This window comes from Nocardiopsis sp. iso_186 (genome assembly GCF_056173365.1).
Map to the genome: position 1 here is coordinate 3509651 of NZ_CM149670.1, position 17078 is coordinate 3526728.

The 17078-nt window shown below is 69.1% G+C and carries 16 protein-coding genes; 8 read left to right on the plus strand and 8 right to left on the minus strand.

Annotated features, from left to right (window positions below):
• Positions 1-6: 6 nt before the first annotated feature.
• Together folP and AC0VYP_RS15375 are read right to left on the minus strand one after the other, a co-directional pair.
• Positions 7-846, minus strand: a complete 840-nt coding sequence (gene folP / locus AC0VYP_RS15370; protein ID WP_475470359.1) for a dihydropteroate synthase — start codon at positions 844-846, stop codon at positions 7-9.
• Complete coding sequence (locus AC0VYP_RS15375) at positions 846-1790, minus strand: Lrp/AsnC family transcriptional regulator (RefSeq protein WP_475470361.1); 945 nt, start codon at positions 1788-1790, stop codon at positions 846-848. The genes folP and AC0VYP_RS15375 overlap by 1 nt, the downstream gene beginning before the upstream one ends.
• Before the next feature lie 361 nt (positions 1791-2151).
• Between AC0VYP_RS15375 and AC0VYP_RS15380 the strand changes: the two genes are divergently transcribed.
• Together AC0VYP_RS15380 and gdhA are read left to right on the plus strand one after the other, a co-directional pair.
• The gene (locus AC0VYP_RS15380; protein WP_475470362.1) at positions 2152-3645 is read left to right on the plus strand and encodes an LCP family protein; all 1494 of its coding nucleotides are present in this window, start codon (positions 2152-2154) and stop codon (positions 3643-3645) included.
• 195 nt (positions 3646-3840) lie between these two features.
• Entirely contained in the window at positions 3841-5193 is a 1353-nt protein-coding gene (gene gdhA / locus AC0VYP_RS15385; RefSeq protein ID WP_285756707.1) for an NADP-specific glutamate dehydrogenase, read from the plus strand.
• 56 nt (positions 5194-5249) lie between these two features.
• Here gdhA and AC0VYP_RS15390 read toward each other — a convergent pair whose 3' ends face one another.
• The gene (locus AC0VYP_RS15390; protein WP_349497177.1) at positions 5250-5828 is read right to left on the minus strand and encodes a flavin reductase family protein; all 579 of its coding nucleotides are present in this window, start codon (positions 5826-5828) and stop codon (positions 5250-5252) included.
• A gap of 210 nt (positions 5829-6038) precedes the next feature.
• Here AC0VYP_RS15390 and AC0VYP_RS15395 point away from each other — a divergent pair, with 210 nt between their 5' ends.
• The 5 genes from AC0VYP_RS15395 to AC0VYP_RS15415 all read left to right on the plus strand — a co-directional run bounded on the left by AC0VYP_RS15395 (position 6039) and on the right by AC0VYP_RS15415 (position 11313).
• Positions 6039-6746 carry a cell wall anchor protein gene (locus AC0VYP_RS15395; RefSeq protein ID WP_285756708.1) on the plus strand — a complete coding sequence of 236 codons (708 nt, stop codon included), beginning with the start codon at positions 6039-6041 and terminating at the stop codon, positions 6744-6746.
• 25 nt (positions 6747-6771) lie between these two features.
• Positions 6772-7527, plus strand: coding sequence for a VldE C-terminal domain-containing protein (locus tag AC0VYP_RS15400; protein WP_475470364.1), 756 nt, complete (start codon positions 6772-6774; stop codon positions 7525-7527).
• Between the two features lie 38 nt (positions 7528-7565).
• Entirely contained in the window at positions 7566-9053 is a 1488-nt protein-coding gene (locus AC0VYP_RS15405) for a TldD/PmbA family protein (RefSeq protein WP_475470366.1), read from the plus strand.
• 35 nt (positions 9054-9088) lie between these two features.
• Positions 9089-10492 carry a metallopeptidase TldD-related protein gene (locus AC0VYP_RS15410; RefSeq protein WP_475470367.1) on the plus strand — a complete coding sequence of 468 codons (1404 nt, stop codon included), beginning with the start codon at positions 9089-9091 and terminating at the stop codon, positions 10490-10492.
• Positions 10493-11082: 590 nt separating this feature from the next.
• Positions 11083-11313: a hypothetical protein gene (locus AC0VYP_RS15415; RefSeq protein WP_285756712.1), complete on the plus strand. Its 231-nt coding sequence runs from the start codon at positions 11083-11085 to the stop codon at positions 11311-11313.
• Between the two features lie 31 nt (positions 11314-11344).
• Here the strand turns inward: AC0VYP_RS15415 and mobA are convergent, their stop codons facing one another.
• The 5 genes from mobA to moaA form a co-directional block, all read right to left on the minus strand.
• Positions 11345-11920: a molybdenum cofactor guanylyltransferase gene (gene mobA, locus AC0VYP_RS15420; protein ID WP_475470369.1), complete on the minus strand. Its 576-nt coding sequence runs from the start codon at positions 11918-11920 to the stop codon at positions 11345-11347.
• A gap of 114 nt (positions 11921-12034) precedes the next feature.
• Positions 12035-12667, minus strand: a complete 633-nt coding sequence (locus AC0VYP_RS15425) for a hypothetical protein (RefSeq protein ID WP_475470371.1) — start codon at positions 12665-12667, stop codon at positions 12035-12037.
• Between the two features lie 34 nt (positions 12668-12701).
• Positions 12702-13364 carry a hypothetical protein gene (locus AC0VYP_RS15430; RefSeq protein ID WP_475470373.1) on the minus strand — a complete coding sequence of 221 codons (663 nt, stop codon included), beginning with the start codon at positions 13362-13364 and terminating at the stop codon, positions 12702-12704.
• A 315-nt stretch (positions 13365-13679) separates the two neighbouring features.
• Positions 13680-14867, minus strand: a complete 1188-nt coding sequence (locus AC0VYP_RS15435; RefSeq protein WP_285756716.1) for an RtcB family protein — start codon at positions 14865-14867, stop codon at positions 13680-13682.
• 147 nt (positions 14868-15014) lie between these two features.
• Entirely contained in the window at positions 15015-16004 is a 990-nt protein-coding gene (gene moaA / locus AC0VYP_RS15440; protein ID WP_285756717.1) for a GTP 3',8-cyclase MoaA, read from the minus strand.
• Positions 16005-16222: 218 nt separating this feature from the next.
• On the opposite strand from moaA, the gene AC0VYP_RS15445 reads away from it, so the two are divergent.
• The gene (locus AC0VYP_RS15445) at positions 16223-17068 is read left to right on the plus strand and encodes an alpha/beta hydrolase (RefSeq protein WP_285757833.1); all 846 of its coding nucleotides are present in this window, start codon (positions 16223-16225) and stop codon (positions 17066-17068) included.
• Positions 17069-17078: the final 10 nt, after the last annotated feature.

The following is a 17078-nucleotide window of genomic DNA, read 5'->3' on the forward strand; positions in this document are numbered from 1 at the left end:
ACGGGTTCAAGGGGCGGCCAGCTCCCCCACCGTGTCCAGTGCGCGCCGCGCGGCAGCCGCGTCGTGGACACGAAAAACCCGGGCCCCCTGCCACGCCGAGAGCGCCAATGCAGCGAGCGTCCCGGGCAGGCGCTCGCCCACGGGAAGGTCGAGGGTCTCCCCGATGAAGTCCTTGTTGGAGACAGCGACCAGTACCGGCCACCCCGTGCGCACCAGGACGTCCAGGCGACGGGTGAGTTCGAGCGAGTGGTAGGTGTTCTTGCCGAAGTCGTGGGTGGGGTTGACGAGCACCCGATCGGGGTGCACCCCAAGTGACACCGCCCGCTCGGCCAGGCCGACCACTCCGCGCAGGACCGCGTTGACCACGTCGGCGTAGGCCACGCGGTGGGGGTCGGTGCGCGGGGCCAGTCCCCCGCTGTGGCTGCACACCAGGCCCACGTCGTACTCGGCGGCGACGCGCGCGAGGTCGGGGTCGGCACCCGCCCAGGTGTCGTTGATCAGGTCGGCACCCGCCTCGGCACAGGCCCGGCCCACCTCCGCACGCCAGGTGTCCACCGACAGCACCACTCCCGGATGGCGGGCGCGCAGCTCAGCGACGAAGGGCACGGTGCGCCTGATCTCCTCCTCGGTGGAGACGTGCTCGCCATGACCGGCCTTGACCCCGCCCACATCGATGATGTCCGCGCCGGCCACCACCGCGCGGTCGGCCGCGGCCAGCGCCGCGTCGAAGGCGAAGGTGGCCCCGCGATCGTAGAAGGAGTCCGGGGTTCGGTTGAGCACCGCCATGACAGCGTACGCGCCGGGCCCGAACTCCCCCTGCCCGAGACGCAGGGTGCCCGAAGGCATCACCCTGCGCCCCGGGGCGACGCCGTCCGCAATGCGGCCGGACCGGGATCGCGCGGCCGGTCGTCGATCTGGTGGCGCTCCTTGGTCACCGAGAGATGCTCCCACGACTCCGCATAAGTGACATCGGGGTACCCGCGGATCGTCTCCAGGGTCTCCACGAGGGTGGACCGGTCGGTTGCGGTGACTCCCCCCACGACGTCGTAGCGGCCGAAGCCGGTCGCCGCGAAGGAGACGCCGGCGAGGGTCGCCAACCGGGTGGCGAGGGCACTGGCATCGCCGCGGCAGCGCAGACCGAAGCCCAGATGCTCGTTGGCCCCGACGGCCGAGGGTTCGATGAGCGCGGTCACGTGGACGACGCCTGCGTCGATGAGGCGCACCACGCGCGAGCGCGCCGCGGCCTGGCTCAACCCCACGTGGCGGGCGAGCTCGGCATAGGAGGCCCGTCCGTCCACCTGGAGCCGGTGGACGAGCCGCCAGTCCAGCGGGTCAACGGGCACGTCGCGCAACACCCGCACACTGGAATAGGCGTCCTTGACGATCTCGTCACCTCGGAAGACCTCCGCACCCACGACCCCGGTGATCTCGCGGATCCGGGCCAGCTCCGCGGCCAGCTCCGCGTCGTGGCCGACCCGGACGTGGGCGACAGCCGGAAAGCGTCCTGCTGTCTGCGCGGCGAAAGTCACCGACTCGCGTCGCGCCAACGCTTCCATGACCGGCCGCACCGGCCCGGAAACACGCAATGAAATGTGTCCGAAAACCTCCATCCCCATGACGCCGGCATGGAGCACACCCACGATTCGGATGGCTCCTGCCGCGATCAGGTGCCTGACTCGGGCCCGCACTGCTGTGCGCGAAAGCCCGACGCCGTCCGCAAGCGCCTGATAAGTCGCTCTTCCGTCCCCCTGCAACGCCCGTACGAGCGCGGCGTCAACCGCATCGAGCACGATCTAGTGCCTTTCGTTCCCATGACGGCGCCCAATTCCCCCCGGACACCGCCCCCTCCTGCGGCCAGATCATGACAGCTGTGGCGGCGGTTAACTACTGATCACGAAAGAAACAAGGCCGACTTTGATCCGGTACGACCCAAGAACCGGACATAAAGTTTCTCTATCTGACATAACGTACATGAGGTGGCCAGAGGGTAGTCAGATACCGGTGTGCCAACAACTCCGGCAAAGCCCCACACTGTAATCAGCATTAACGGCCCACCAACGCGGTAAGAGAAGAGAACTGATCCCGCGTGCGCACCTTCCCATCCCCGGAGGGTTACGGCAGCACTCGGAGACGGCACGAGAAGAGGGTCCAATGGCCGAGCGGCGGGACGAGCAAGCGCGCAGCCGCCCAAAGAACACGTGGCGTGCTCTGTTGTGGACGGCCGGATCAACCGTGATTCCGGGCATCGCTCACTTGCGTATGGGACGCCGGCGGACCGGTGCGCTGATCCTGACCTGCTTCCTCTTGTTGGTCGCCGCCATCGTCGCACTCGCCGTCCTGGTGAGCGGGGATCTGATCGGCTGGGCACGCCTGGCCGTCCAGGGCCGCTGGCTGCTCGCCATCTCGATCGCGGCCTTCGCGATATCGGTGGTGTGGATGACCGTGGTGATCCACTCCTACGTGATCACCCGGCCGCTCACCGCCGGCTGGGGCGGTCGGACCGTCGCCGTCGTGGTCGTCGCGGCCCTTTGCCTGGCCGTCGCCGCGCCGGCCGCCGCGATCATGAACACCTCCTACACCGCCTACGACACGCTGTCCTCGGTCTTCGGCGACGAGCGGGACACTCTGCCGCACAACGAGGCCGACCCGTGGAACGGGCGCGACCGGGTGAACGTGCTGTTGCTGGGCGGCGACTCCGGCAGCAACCGCTACGGGATGCGCACCGACTCGATGATGGTGGCCAGCATCGACGTCGAGTACGGCGACGTCGTCCTCATCGGGCTGCCCCGCAACCTGGAGAACGTTCCCTTCCCCGAGGGCACCACGCTGGCCGACCTCTACCCCGCTCCCCAAGGCTTCGGCGATCTGCTCAACGAGGTCTACCAGACGGTGGCCGACGAGCCCGAAGAGCTCGCGATCAACCCGAACGTGCAGGACCCGGGCGCCGACACCCTCAAGTCCGTCATCAGCGGCGCCATCGGCGTCAACGTCAACTACTACATGCTCGTGGACATGCGCGGCTTCCAGGACCTGATCGACGCCATCGGCGGGATCGAGGTCGAGATCGAAGAGCCCATCCCCTACGGCCAGCAGGGCGACATGCTGATGCCCGGCCGCCAGCGGCTGACCGGCAACGAGGCCCTGTGGTACGGGCGCAGCCGCATCAACAGCGACGACTACTCCCGGATGGGCCGCCAAGGCTGCCTGGTCAAGTACGTGGCCCAACAGGCCGACCCCACGACGATCATGACCAGTTTCCAGAGGCTGGCCGGCGCCACCAAGCGCACCTTGCGTACCGACATTCCCCAGTCCAAGATTCCGCACTTCGTGGACCTGGCCGACCTCGTGGCCGAGGGCAACATGAAGACGTTGCAGCTGTCGCCACCGCAGGTCAACACCGCCTACCCGGACTGGGATCGGATCAAGGAACTGGTGGACGACTCGGTGCAGGAACAGGAGGACGCGCAGGGAGGCGGTCAGGAGAGAACGCCCGGCACCGGCGACCTGGACCAGGCCGCGCCGTCGCCCGGCACCACGGAGGAGACCGAGTGGCAGACCTACACCGGGCTGCCCGACCCCGCACCCACCACGCCCGGCCGCCAGGTCGGCGAGGAGGCCACCTCGTTGGACACCCTGTGCCCCTGAGCCCAGACCACGGGTAAGCGGGGACGCTCGGAGCACCCCGCCCGTGAGGCCCGTCACCGGGGCGCTCCTATGATCGTGGCGGGATCGGGCGCAATGGGGCGCCCGAATACCCGCGACACCCATGTCCGTGCCCCTTCGCCGTGCCCGGATCCGGGTGGTGTCGGGGCGAACCGATACAAATGCGGAGGCACACGCATGTCGGCGAACCTGGACGAGAAGGTCCAACCGCTGTTCGACGAGGTACTCAAGCGCAACCCGGGCGAGACCGAGTTCCACCAGGCGGTACGCGAGGTCGTGGAAACCCTCGGCCCTGTGCTCGCCAAGCGCCCGGAGCTAGCGAGCGCCAAGATCGTGGAACGCATCTGCGAGCCCGAACGCCAGCTCATCTTCCGGGTCCCCTGGGCGGACGACTCTGGGGAGGTGCACGTCAACCGGGGCTTTCGCGTCGAGTTCAACAGTGCGCTGGGCCCCTACAAGGGCGGCCTTCGCTTCCACCCCTCGGTGAACCTGGGCATCGTCAAGTTCCTGGGGTTCGAGCAGGTCTTCAAAAACGCGCTGACCGGCATGCCCATCGGCGGTGGCAAGGGCGGCAGCGACTTCGACCCCAAAGGGCGTTCCGACAGCGAGGTCATGCGGTTCTGCCAGTCGTTCATGACCGAGCTGTACCGTCACCTGGGCGAGTACACCGACGTCCCGGCAGGCGATATCGGTGTGGGCGGCCGTGAGATCGGCTACCTGTTCGGGCAGTACAAGCGCATCACCAACCGCTACGAGTCGGGTGTCCTGACCGGCAAGGGGCTGAACTGGGGCGGCGCGCAGGTCCGCAAGGAGGCAACCGGTTACGGCTGCGTGCTGTTCACCGCTGAGATGCTCGCCGCGCGCGACCTGGCTCTGGAAGGGATGCGGGTCGCGGTCTCGGGTTCGGGCAATGTCGCCGTCTACGCCATCGAGAAAGCCCAGCAGTTGGGTGCACGCGTTGTGACGTGCTCCGATTCGAGCGGCTACGTGGTGGACGAGAAGGGCATCGACGTGGAGCTGCTCAAGCAGGTCAAGGAGGTCGAACGCGGTCGGGTGTCGGACTACGCCCGGCAGCGCGGTGCCGACGCCCACTTCGTGTCCGGCTCCAGCGTGTGGGAGGTGCCCTGTGACGTGGCGCTGCCCTCGGCCACCCAGAACGAGTTGACCGGGTCCGACGCCACGACGCTCGTGCGCAACGGCGTCCGGGCGGTGGCAGAGGGCGCGAACATGCCGACCACCCCCGAGGGCGCCCGGGTGTTCGCCGAAGCGGGAGTCGCCTTCGCCCCCGGCAAGGCCGCCAACGCGGGCGGAGTCGCCACGAGTGCACTGGAGATGCAGCAGAACGCCTCCCGTGACACCTGGACCTTCTCCCATACCGAGGAGCGGCTGGCCGAGATCATGCGCCACGTCCACGACAGCTGCTACGAGACGGCCGAGCGCTACGGGCGCCCGGGCGACTACGTGGCCGGAGCCAATATCGCGGGCTTCGAACTCGTGGCCGAGGCGATGCTCGCCCAGGGTCTGATCTAGGGCCCCGTCGGCACGGGCTGTTCCCGGAGGCGCCTGCCCCGCCCTCGGGGACGGCCTCAGTCGAGGGGCGGAGCGGCAGGAGCATCGGCGAAGCGACCGTAACGGCCGCGATGGTAGAGCAGCGGACCGGACTCCCCATCGACGAGCGCGCCGGTGACCCGCCCCACCACCAGCCAGTGGTCACCGACCGCGAGCAGGTCGTGGCGCGTGCAAACGACGTGCGCGGCGGCCTCCTCGATCAGCGGGGTCCCGTCCTCTCCAGGGCTCCACCTGGTCGGCTCGGCGAAGCGGTCGATGCCCTTGGTGGCGAAACGGGCGGCGACGTCCTCCTGGTGGCCGGCCAGGACGTTGACCGTGAACGACCGCGCCTCGCGCAGGCCCGGCCAGGAGCCGGAGGCCGCGTTGACGTAGAACGACACCAGCGGAGGGCTGAGGCTGACGCTGGTGAAGGACGTCGCGGTGACACCGACCGGTCCCCCTGTTTCGGGCAGCGCGGTGACCACGACGACTCCGGCCGCGTGCGATGCCAGCGTGCGCTTGAAGAGTTCGGCCGGTACACCGTCTCCCGCTCCCGGACGAACGCACCGGTCCACCGACTCGCCCGCTCCGGGGATCTCTCTGGCCGACTCTCGCACCGCGTGCCTCCGGTTGATTTGCTGTGACGTCAACTCTCAGATCAGCGAAGCGCCTGCGTCCCCTATTTCCGATTTCCGAACGAGCGGGTGTGAGCGATCTCGCCGTCCGCGGGGCCGTGGCCGGGTCCTGCCACTGCCATTGCCCCTCCCCCTACCCCGTGTGACGATTCGGAGACTGGATGTCGCGGACCACCGCACGACGGGAGTTCCATGACCACGGGTCAACTGTGGGTCCTGATCGGTCTGGGAGTCTTTCACGGAATCAATCCTGGAATGGGATGGCTTGCGGCGGTTTCGCGTGGATTGCAGGAGCGCCGCCGGTCGGCCGTACTGGGCGCCCTCCCGGCGATCGCGGTCGGGCACGCCGCGTCGGTCGCGCTGGTCGCCCTGGTCATCACGGTGTCGGGATCGGTACTGGCCGCACAGTGGTTCGCGATCGTCGGCGGGGCCCTCGTGTGTGCGGTGGGACTGTGGCTACTGCTGCGTCCGGCGCACTTTCACTGGCGCGATGTTCGACTGTCGCTGTGGCAGTTGGGTGCCTGGTCGTTTCTGATGTCCTCGCTGCACGGTGCGGGGCTGATGCTGCTCCCGGTCCTGGCCGGGCGACTCGCGGAGGGGCCCGGCGTGCACGGCGGCCCCGGCCACTCGCACGGCGCGGTCGTGCTGGCGGCCGCACCGGACCAAGGCGCCGAGCCCAGCGGCCCCGGCCTCGACCTGTTGGATGCGACGCTGCTCGGCCTGTTCGCCACGGGGGTGCACACGGTGGCGATGTTCGCCGCGGCCGGGGTTGCCGCCCTGGTGGTGCACGATTTCTTCGCGGTCCAGGTCCTGCGCAGGCTGTCGTGGGCGACTCTGGACCGGATCTGGGCCTTCACCCTGCTGGGTGGCGGGGCCGTCGTGCTGTGGGGAGCAGCATGACACCGACCGGCTAGGGTCTGAAACCATGACGAAGCGGTGGGGCGGGTGTGCGATAACGGCCGGAGTACTGGCGGCCGTACTCGTGGCCGCGGTGCTGGGCGGCCCGTGGCTGCTGCATCGGGCCGGGTTGGACGAGGCCGCACTGCCGTGGGGCCCGGACTGCACCGTCAACGTGGACGGGGAATCCGTGGGCCTGGACCAGGAGCAGGCCATGGCCGCCACGACCGCGGTGGCGCTGCGCTGGAGCGGATCGGAGGCCACCGACCCCGAGGGTGTGCCCCCCGAGGTGTTGAGAGCCCTGGCGGACGGGCCGACCGAGGACGCCGGCCCCATCCTCACCTGCGGAACCGGGTCGGACACGGCACTGGCCCCGGAGGCAATGACCGAATCCGGCCTCACCCCGCGCGCCGAGACGGTGCTCGCCGCGATGGGTGAGGTGTTCGGCGAGCAGAGTCTCGGCGGCTACGCACCGGGCGGCATCGACTCGGGGCACGGTTCGGGCTCGGCCCATTACGACGGGCGCGCCATCGACGTGTTCTACCGACCGGTCAGCGAGGAGAACCGCCGTGCCGGCTGGCTGCTCGCACACTGGCTGGTGGCGCACGCGATGGAACTGGAACTGGCAGTGGTGATCTTCGACGACCGCATCTGGAGCTCCAGGTTCGCGCCCGCCGGATGGCGCGACTACGAGGTCTCCGATCCCGACAACCTGATCCTGCGGCACGTGGACCACGTCCACGTCAACGTCCGTCCCGGAACCCCGGGCACCGGCATCTCCTGACCTGGCAGAAGCGGCGCGAACACGTTACGTTTCCAAGCGTGCGTGAAATCGACCACGAATTCCTGTCCCTGCCCCTACGCGCGCTCGCCGACGCGGCCCTGCAGCGCGCCCGCGATCTCGGCGCCGACCACGCCGACTTCCGGCTCGAACGTATCCGCGGCCAACGGCTCGTCCTGGCCGACGGGTCGGTGGAGAGCTCGGGTGAGACCGACTCACTCGGCTTCGCCGTCCGGGTGGTGCACAACGGAACCTGGGGCTTCGCCGCGGGGACCGAGCTGACCACCGACGCGGCGGCGGCCGTGGCCGCCCAGGCGATCGACGTCGCCAAGGTCGCCTCCGTCATCAGTACCGAGCGCATCGAACTGGCCGCTGAGCCTGCGCACCGCGACGCCACGTGGGTCTCCTCCTACGAGATCGACCCGTTCACCGTCTCCGTGCGCGACAAGACCGACCTGTTGGCCGAATGGAGCCGGCAACTACTGGCCGACCGCCGGGTCAGTCACGTGGACGCGATCCTGCTCCAGGCCAAGGAGCAGAAGTTCTACGCGGACACCGCCGGGACCACCACCACCCAGCAGCGGGTCAGGTTGGCCCCCGAGGTGGAGATCGTCTCCACCAGCGGCGGACGCCTGGAAAGCATGCGCACGATCGCGCCGCCGGTGGGGCGCGGGTACGAGTACGTGCCCACGGTGGCGGCGGAACTCGAAGAACTGCCGGAACTGCTGGCCGCCAAGTTGGCGGCGCCGAGCGTGGAACCGGGCGACTACGACCTGGTGATCGACCCGTCGAACCTGTGGCTGACCATCCACGAGTCCATCGGGCACGCCACCGAGCTGGACCGGGCGCTGGGCTACGAGGCAGCCTACGCGGGAACGTCCTTCGCCACTTTGGACAAGCTGGGCTCGCTGCGCTACGGATCGCCGATCATGAACGTCACCGGCGACCGCACGGTGGAACACGGACTGGCCACCGTGGGCTACGACGACGAGGGGGTGGCAACCTCCTCCTTCGAGTTGATCACCGACGGCATACTCACCGGTTACCAGCGCGATCGCCGAATCTCGCACCTGACCGGGCACGAGCGGTCGAACGGCTGTGCTTTCGCCGACTCCCCCGCGACGATGCCGATCCAGCGGATGGCCAACGTGTCGCTGGCCCCGGACCCGCGCGGCCCCTCGACCGACGAACTGGTGCGCCGGGTCAACAACGGCATCTACGTCGTGGGCGACCGCAGCTGGTCGATCGATATGCAGCGCTACAACTTCCAGTTCACCGGGCAGCGCTTCTACCAGATCCGCAACGGGCGGATCACCGGGCAGCTGCGGGATGTGGCCTACCAGGCGAGCACCACCGAGTTCTGGAACTCGATGACCGCGTTGGGCGGACCGGAGACCTACGTGCTGGGTGGCGCCTTCAACTGCGGCAAGGGCCAGCCCGGGCAGGTCGCGCCGGTCAGCCACGGTTGCCCGAGCGCACTGTTCGAGAAGGTGCGGGTGCTCAATACGGCACAGGAGGCGGGGGCGTGAGCGGCGTGCAATCCGACGAGTCGAAGAGGTCTACCGTGAGCCAGTCACTGCCGGCGCAGGCAGTCGTCGAACGTGTGCTGGAGCTTTCCCGCGCCAGCGACTGCATGGTGCTGGTCAACGAGAACAGCACCGCCAACCTGCGGTGGGCGGGCAACTCCCTCACCACCAACGGGGTGACGCGCAGCCGGGAGGTCACCGTCATCTCCCTGGTCGAGGGGGACAAGGGCACGTCGGTGGGCGCGGTGTCGCGCAGTGGCCTGCGCGACGACCAACTGGCCGAACTGGTGACGGCGTCGGAGGAGGCCGCACGTCAGGCGCCTGCTGCCGAGGAGGCACGGCCGCTACTGGCCCCGGAGGCCGCTGCCACGGCGACGGCAGCGTGGGACGGTGCGCCGGCGTCCACCGACATCGGGGTGTTCTCCGGGTTCGCCCCGGCCCTGGGCGGGGCGTTCGAGCGCTCGGGCGCGGCGGGAACACAGTTGTACGGCTACGCCGAGCACACCATGGCCTCCACGTTCTTCGGCTCCTCGACCGGGGTCCGGCTGCGCCACGACCAGCCGACCGGAACCGTGGAACTCAACGCCAAGTCCGCCGACCCGGCCCACTCGACCTGGGTCGGGCGGGCCACCCGGGACTTCGCAGACGTGGACGTGGCTGCGCTGGAGGCGGAACTGTCGCGGCGGATCGGGTGGGCGCGCAATCGTGTCAACCTGCCCGCGGGCCGTTACGAGACGCTGCTGCCTCCCGAGGCGGTCGCGGACATGATGGTCAACCTCTACTGGAACATGGGGGCGCGCGATTCCTTCGAGGGCCGTACCGCCTTCTCCGCGTCGCGCGGCGGGACGCGGGTGGGCGAACGCCTGGCGAAGCTACCGCTGACCCTGCGCAGCGACCCTGCCGAGCCGGGGTTGGAATGCGAGCCGTTCGTACTGGCCGACGCGCCTGGACGGCGCATCAGCGCGTTCGACAACGGATTGCCCATCAGTGGCGCCAAGTGGATCAGCGACGGCGAGCTGTCCCGCCTCGTGCAGACGCACGACTCGGCGGTACTGACCGCGCTGCCGCTCACCCCGCACACCGGAAACCTGATCCTGGAGGAACCGAAGGCTACGGCGTCCCTGGAGGAGATGATCGCCGGCACCGAGCGCGGACTGCTGGTGACCTGCCTGTGGTACATCCGTTCGGTGGACCCGCGCACGATGTTGCTGACCGGGTTGACCCGTGACGGGGTCTACCTGGTCGAGGACGGCGAGGTGCGGGGCGCGGTGAACAACTTCCGGTTCAACGAGTCCCCGGTCGGGCTGCTGCAACGGGCCACCGAGGTTGGACGGACCGTTCCGGCGCTGTCACGGGAGCTGGGCGACTACTTCTCCCGTACGGCGATGCCGCCGCTGCGGATCCCCGACTTCAACATGTCCACGGTGAGCCAGGCGTCGTAGGTCCGCACAATCCTTCAAACAGCCTTTTCCTACTTGTTTAGTTGGATTACACTAGGGCACGTCCCGTCGGGCAGGTCGCACGACGGGACGCGGGGCCGGCGACGTCCGTGCGGGTACGACGCCACCCCGGGGCGCCTCGCCGGCAGCGCGGACCAGCGAGGCGCCCCCTTGCGATTCCGACATCAAACACAAAGTGCCACCAGATGCATCAATTGGTGCGATAGCACTTTTGCACTTCCTTGACGCGAACAAGTCCGAATCTTTGATCGAAAATCTGGCGACCGATCACGCGAATCCACCTGAAACCAGAGGATTCAGGACTGAATGACGAGAAAAGCATGGGACGCTCCCGAGATCACGTCGTAACAGAGTCTTGACGTAACTGGGGGATCAGCGGTGTAGATTGGGAATCAGCGCTTCAGTCCCCCGCTGAAGCGCACGGCCGGTGTTTCGAGCCCCCGTCGAAACACCGAGCGCGACGTCGGGTGGTTTGCCCCCGTAGCCACCCGGCGTCGCTTTTTTCTTGGCAGATATGGATTCTTGACCATTCCTTGCCATCGACCGCGGCTTTCCACCTCTCAAGGTGAACAATGCGCAATGAACCAGGTCCCGCCCCGCTCCCCGAGCACACACAGTGCTCACGCAGAGAGTGCCGCGCAGAGGCCCGTTGGGTCCTGATCTGGAACAACCCCGCGGTCCACGCACCCGAACGCCGCAAGACCTGGCTGGCCTGCGAGGAGCATCTCGGCTACCTGAGCGACTTCCTCGAACGGCGTGGATTTCTCCGCGAGACCGTGGCCGTGGACGAGTTCACCGGTTGAGCCCTGCCTCTTCGGGAGAGTCCCCCGGCGGTCAGCGAGCGTCCCGGGCCGGGCCGGTCCCCAACCGTGCCCGGGCGTGAGCCAGCGCCTGGGGAGTGTCGCAGTCGGCAGCCGCCTCGGGCAGCCGCACCGGCTCCGGAGCGAGAGGGGCCAGCACCCCGTACAGGGAGCGCCCCGAGTAGTCCGCCAGCGCCACTCGCAGGGCTTCCGCGCGCCAGACGCCGGCCGTCCACTGGAGACGCTCCTCGGCGTTGACCAGAACCGCTCCCGCCCCGGACGACGCAGCCGCCGCGCGCAGCGCCGTGAGCGCCGACTCGTCGAAGAACGGCATGTCCGCCGCCAGGAGGGCGAACCAGGGCGAGGCGACCTGTGCCAGCCCGACACGCAAAGCTGCGAGGGGGCCTGCCCCGGGCGGGTGCTCGCGCACGTAGTGAGCCGCCGGCGCCGCACGCTGGGGGCCGACCACGATGAGGGTGCGAGCGTCGTGGGCCGCGTCGGCCACTCGCTGGAGCAGAGTGCGTCCGCCGACATCGAGCCCCGGTTTGTCCGCCCCTCCCAGACGGCGCCCGGCACCGCCGGCCAGAATGACAGCGTCGAACTCCTGCACCTCACGGCCCCCTTCGCGTTTCGCGGGGCACCAGGGTAGCCGCACAAAAGGGCTCCGGCCGGAGGGGGGAGAGGTCCCCTCCGGCCGGAGCCGGTCCTACGCATTCACCACTGGTCACTTCACGGTTGCCGCGGTGATCAGGTGGTCCAGCAGACTGCGGTACTCCTGAAGCGCCAGGCGCAGGTGCTCGGTGTCACCGTCGCCGCCCTCCTGCCAGGAACTCTCGACCTTGCGCTTGCGCTCGGTGAGCTTGGCGGTGATCTGCTCCAGGGTCTTGCCCACCAGCGCGTCGGCAGCGGCCACGCTGGCCTTGGGGTCGTCCACGAACTCGCCCTGGATCTCGCGCCAGCGCACGCGCAGCGGGTCCGACTCGCCGTTGTCCGAGGCACTGCCGGTTCCCGAGGTCGCGGCGTGGTCGGCGCCCGTGCGGCCGGTGCGCGAAGCGGCCGACGAGGCCGTGCCGTTGTCACCGGTGGAAGTACTGGTCGCGTCCCGTTCGCGGTCGGCACCCGTGCGGCCGGCGGCGGAAACGTCGCCCGTGCCGGGGGCCGCGGGGGTCGAGGCGTCGGAGTTGCTGCGGCCGGCCCCATTGGAGTTGACGACGCGTGCGTCGCGCTCGGTGGTGGGGCGGGTGCTGTCGGCGCCGTTGTCGGTACCGGTGGCGGGGACCGCGTGGACGGCGGTGGTGTCCGCGTCGGTGCGGCCCTTGTCGCGGGTGCGGGATTCGGCGTCACCAAAGGGGTTCATGGTCGGTGTCTCCTCGTGGCTGGGGTTGATCGGATCAGCGGGTTTCCGGCGTGTCACGCCGGGTGGCGGACTCGGCCGGAGCGTCGCGCTGGACCCGGTCCTCGCGGGATTCGGGGACGGTCGTGCGGCCCTCGCCCCCCGCGTGGTCGTTCTTGGTCACGTCCTCTTCGAGCAGTTCACCGAAAAGGGTCCGGTAGTGGACCATGGCGGTGCGCAGCTCCTCGGTGTCGGCCCCACCCTTCTGGTGGCGCTCGACGGCGTCGCGGGCGCTGCGGTAGTGACCGATGGTCTGGGCGTGCTCGACCGAGAGGTCGGCAGCCTGCTGTTCGGGGCCCTCGGTGGGGTAACCGCGGTCGGCCATCACGCGGGTCATCAGCCGGTCGGCGTCGGTGACGGCACTGGCCGGATCGTTGACGAAACGCTCTTGGACGCGGGTCCACTCGGCCGCATACTCAGCACGCGTCTCAGGGCTGAGACTGCGCAGGGTAAGGGCGGAGTGCCGCTTCTGGCGGTCAACGAGCTCACGCTCGGCTGCCTTGCGGTCTTGGTGCTGGTCCACGGCCCGGTCGTATTCCGGGCCGAACTTCTTCTTCAACTGCTGGCTTCGCTGCTTGGGCACCAGCACCGCCGCGGCTGCGACCGCGATGATGGCGAGCACGATGAAAACGGCGAGGCCGATCATCAGTCCCGTGTCCATTACTGCCTCCCGATTCCAGCTCGAGCCTGATCGTGTGTGGCCCGGGGCTTCAACGATTCGGCTGCCCTGGCAAATTGCCATGAAACGCGGTTAATCGGGAGTAGGACGCAAAGTCCCTGATAGGCCTACGAATTGAGCGTGAGAATTGGTGGTGGCACAAACGCCGACCCGGTAATCGGCGCCCCGCGCGGGCATCACCGACAGCGGGACGGATCAGGGCACGATCCGATTCGAGGCCCTGCGGACAATCAGTCCTGCGCCGGGCGGGGGCGGTCGGATCCGGCCGCCCCCGGGACTCGAACAGGATGGCGACGATCAGCCCTTGACGCAGATCACCTGACGCAAGTGCGCAACGACCTCGACCAGGTCCGTCTGGGCTTCGAGGACGGATTCGAGGTCCTTGTAGGCGGCAGGGATCTCGTCGATGACCCCCGCGTCCTTGCGGCACTCCACCCCCGCGGTCTGACTGATCAGGTCGGCCTCGGTGAACATCTTCTTGGCCTTGTTCCGGCTCATCCTGCGGCCGGCTCCGTGCGAAGCGGAGTTGAAGGCCAGCGGGTTGCCCAGCCCGCGCACCACATAGGTGCCCGTGGCCATGGAACCGGGGATGATCCCCAGGTCACCGCGCCCGGCCCGGATCGCCCCCTTTCGGGTGACGAGCACGTCCACGTCGTCGTAACGCTCCTCTGCGACGTAGTTGTGGTGGCAGGAGATCCACTCGTCGAACCGGACCTGCGCGAACTCCTTGCGCAGCACGTCGCAGGCCAGCCCCATCATCACGTCGCGGTTGCGGCGCGCGTAGTCCTGGGCCCAGAACAGGTCCCGGCGGTAGGCGTCCATCTCTGGCGTGCCCGAGACGAACACCGCCAGGTCGCGGTCGGGCAGGCCCTGGTTGTGCGCGAGCTTCTGGGCAGCGCCGATGTGGTGTTCGGCCAGTTCCTTGCCGATGTTGCGCGACCCCGAGTGCAGGACGACCCAAACCGCGCCCGCATCATCGAGGCAGACCTCCAGGAAGTGGTTGCCTCCGCCCAGGGTGCCGATCTGATTGGCGGCACGGTCCCGACGGGCGTGCACGGCCTTGGCCAGGGAATCGAAGCGCTGCCAGAAGGCATCCCAACCGGCGGTCGTGAGACCGTGGAGGCGACGCGGGTCCACCGGGCGTTTGTGCGCGTGGAAACCGACGGGGATCGCCTTCTCCAGGGCGGCGCGCAGCCGCCCCAGGTCGTCGGGCAGGTCCTCGGCGCGCAGCGAGGACCTGACGGCGGTCATCCCGCAGCCGATGTCCACCCCGACCGCTGCCGGGGAGACCGCGTCGCGCATGGCGATGACCGAACCGACGGTCGCGCCCTTGCCATAGTGCACGTCGGGCATCACGGCCAGTCCGTGCACCCACGGCAGCATGGTGATATTGCGCAGCTGGTCCATGGCCGCTTGCTCAACCGTCTGCGGGTCGGCCCACATCCGGATCGGCACCCGCGCGCCGGGCGCCTCGGTGTATGGCATGGGCCACCTCCCTTTCCAGGATTCATGATGACGGCACCGGCTCTCTTGGAACCGGTGCCACCACCAGAAAGCCAGATCGGGCGGGCGGGCGGCAACTGGTTTTCGGTGCGCGGAGGACATCGGAGAACCACGCGCGGCGAGGGCCCGCTATCCCCCGATGGCCGACATCGGGCGCGTCGGCTGGAGGAAGCTGGGGTCGTTGATGCCGTGGCCGGGTAGCTTGCGGGCCACAGCCGCGCGCCATCGCCGGGCCAGTTCGTCGTCGGTGGCGCCCTCGCGCATAGGGGCGCGCAGGTCCGACTCCTCGCGGGCGAACAGGCAGTTGCGGAGCTGACCGTCGGCGGTGAGGCGGACCCGGTCGCAGGTCCCGCAGAAGGGACGGGTGACCGAACCGATGACCCCGACCCGAGCGGGACCACCGTTGACGTAGAACACCTCTGCGGGTGCGCTCCCGCGGACCTCGGCATCGGCCGGTTCGAGATCGAAGGAGGGAGCCAACAGGGCGAGGATCTCGTCCGCGGTGATCATGTCGTCACGCCGCCAGCCGTGCTGGGCGTCCAGCGGCATCTGCTCGATGAAGCGAAGCTCGTACCCGCGTTCCAGACAGTAGGCGAGCAGTTCGGGGGCCTCGGCGTCGTTGATGCCGCGCATCAGGACGGCGTTGACCTTCACCGGGGTCAGTCCGGCCTCCGCCGCCCCCGCCAGACCGTCGAGGACGTCGGGGAGGCGCCGTCTCCTGGCCAGCGTCTCGAACACCTCGGGCTTGAGGGTGTCCAGGGAGACGTTGACCCGGTCCAGCCCGGCCTCGGCGAGGGCCGGGGCCATCCTGGCCAGACCGATCCCGTTGGTGGTGAGAGCGGTGTGCGGGCGCGGCTCCAGGGCGCTGGTGGCTGCGACGAGGCCCGGCAGCCCCTTGCGCAGCAGCGGTTCCCCACCGGTGAAGCGCACCTCGTCGATACCCAGCATCGTCACCCCGATGCGGATCAGGCGGATGAGCTCGTCGTCGGTGAGCAGATCGGGCTTGGGCAGCCAGTCCAGTCCCTCAGCAGGCATGCAGTAGGTACACCGCAGGTTGCAGCGGTCTGTGAGGGAGACCCTCAGATCGGTGGCCACTCTCCCGTAGGAATCGGACAGCACCGGCGTCACCTCCCGGGACGAAACTGGTTGAGATATCGAAGCGTATGCGGGGCAGCATGCGTGGTTTTACCCTTCCCACCTTAGGAGACATGGTGATCGGCCGTTCGGCGCCGGGTCCGTGGCGGCCGTGGTAGCGGCGTGTCGGGCCGATGTGCGGGGAGAATCGGTGCCGTCCCCCCGGGGTGGCCCCGGGGGATCACGAGGAGGAGGCGACCGTGGTGATCAGCACGCGGGAATGGGGGCTGCCCGGTGGGGCCCAGGGCGCGGAGCGGCTGCACGTGCGGGCCTGGGCGCCCGCTCAGGGGGAACCGGACCGGCTGGTCGTCCTGGTGCACGGCTACGGCGAGCACGTGGGCCGTTACGACTACCCGGCCGGTTTCCTGTGCACGCGGGGTGCGGTCTGCTACGGGCTGGACCACCGCGGCCACGGACGTTCCTCGGGCGAGCGGGTACTGGTGGAGGACATCGACGGCCTGGTGGAGGACGTGCACCGGGTGGTCACCCAGGCGCGCTCGGCCTACCGGTCGCTTCCGCTCGTGCTGGTGGGGCACTCGCTGGGCGGGCTGATCGCCGCGCGGTACGTCCAGACCCACCCGGAGCAGGTGGCGGGGCTGGTGCTCAGTGCCCCGGTACTGGGACGCTGGACGGCGGTCGAGGAGTTGCTGGAGGCAGCAGAGATCCCCGACGCCCCCATCGATCCGGCGACGCTGTCGCGCGAGGAGTCGGTGGGCGCGGACTACACGGCCGACGAACTGGTCTGGCACGGCCCCTTCAAACGGCGCACGCTGGAGGCCATCCGTGCCGGGCTGGCCGATGCGTCCGCGGCGGGCCGGGTGCGCGACATACCGTTGCTGTGGCTGCACGGTTCCGCCGACGCACTGGTGCCGTTGGAGGGCACGCTGCAGGGGGTGCTGTCCCTGGCCGGTCCCGACACCAGTGCCAGGGTTTTTCCCGGTGCCCGCCACGAGGTGTTCAACGAGACCAACCGCGACGAGGTGCTGGCAGAGGTCGCACGGTTCGCCGGCCGGGTCGCTCCCGCACGCGGGGGCACCCCGGCCGGCTGAGGACCGAGGC